The 720-nt window shown below is 42.2% G+C and carries 1 protein-coding gene; it reads right to left on the minus strand.

Going from position 1 to position 720, the window contains the following annotated elements:
• Positions 1 to 720 (minus strand): MMPL family transporter (locus ACWHAR_RS26960; RefSeq protein WP_452088416.1); only part of this gene is annotated, 720 nt, incomplete at both ends.

Consider the following 720-nt stretch of genomic DNA (forward strand, 5'->3'; position numbering starts at 1 on the left):
AAGATAAATCCTGCAAAAACGAAGATCATGATCAAGCCGGCTGCTGTAACAACAGGACCACTGTGTTTTAATCCAGCCTGAATGGCTTGTACTGGATTCTTTGTTTTTACATATTCTTCACGCATTCTGCTTACAAGGAATACTTGATAATCCATCGCTAATCCGAACAGAATCCCAATGGATAAAATCGGCAGGAACGCGAGTATCGGCCCTTTTTCAGGTATTTTGAAAAAGTCGATGAGATTCCCGTCTTGTAAAACAAATACACAGATTCCAAGAGTGGCTGTCATCGTCAATATGAAACCTGCGACAGCAACAAGAGGCACAAGCAACGAACGGAATACGATTGTCAGCAATACAAACGCAAAACCAACAATGAGTACAGCAAACACCGGTATCGCATCATTAAGGCGATCTGAAATATCAATATTCACTGCGGTTGATCCAGTAACGAGCAAATCTACTCCGTTTTTATCTGATAAGCTGCGTACATCCTTTACCAAATCCTTCGTTGCTGCATCATTTGGACCTGTTTCAGGAACTACTGTAATGATGGCAAAGTTCCCTTCTTTATTAGGCATTGCCGGAGTGACACTCGCTACATGGTCCAGTTCCTTTATTTCTTTCACTGCATCTGCGAAGGCTTCCGCCTTATTTTCTGTTACACTTGCGGCATCCGCTACGATTGTTAATTGACCATTAAATCCTTCTCCAAAACCG

Source organism: Bacillus sp. LR--39 (assembly GCF_053613335.1).